We start from the raw sequence: 523 nt of genomic DNA, 5'->3' as shown, positions 1-523 counted from the left end.
GATCACCGGGTGCTGGTCTATACCGACCTGCGCTCGCTGGAGCCGAACAAGGACACCCGCCCGCCCTCGCGTTCGATGGAAATCCACCTGACCGGCAATATGGAACGGTTCATGTGGGGCTTTGACGGACGCAAGTTCTCGGAGCTGGTCGAGCCGATCCGGTTTGAGCTGAACGAGCGGGTCCGCGTCACCCTGGTCAACGACACCATGATGGCCCACCCCATCCACCTGCACGGCCACTTCTTCGAGCTGGTCAACGGCCATGACGGGCATCAGCCGCTGAAGCACACGGTCAATGTGGCACCGGGGGGCAAGGTGACCTTCGACCTGACCGCCAACGCGCCGGGCGACTGGGCCTTCCACTGCCACCTGCTGATGCACATGCACGCGGGGATGTTCAACGTCGTCACGGTTCGTCCGCTGGAAGGAGCCGCCCGATGAGCCGCGCCCTGTTCGCCGCTGTCGCGGTCCTGCCCCTGATGCTGGCCGCCGGTTCGGCCGTTGCTCAGGCCCACGGGGGGCA

General features: G+C 65.8%; 1 protein-coding gene. It reads left to right on the top strand.

The window, feature by feature from the left end:
• Positions 1 to 441, top strand: a 441-nt coding sequence (locus tag B3B04_RS05345; protein WP_292040698.1) for a multicopper oxidase domain-containing protein, incomplete at its 5' end; no start/stop codon positions are given.
• Positions 442 to 523: the final 82 nt, after the last annotated feature.

Origin of the sequence: Brevundimonas sp. UBA5713, from assembly GCF_002419815.1 — a bacterium.
GTDB lineage: Bacteria > Pseudomonadota > Alphaproteobacteria > Caulobacterales > Caulobacteraceae > Brevundimonas.
Note: the sequence above shows the minus strand (reverse complement) of the source record. Positions and strands in the feature narration are given on the sequence as shown.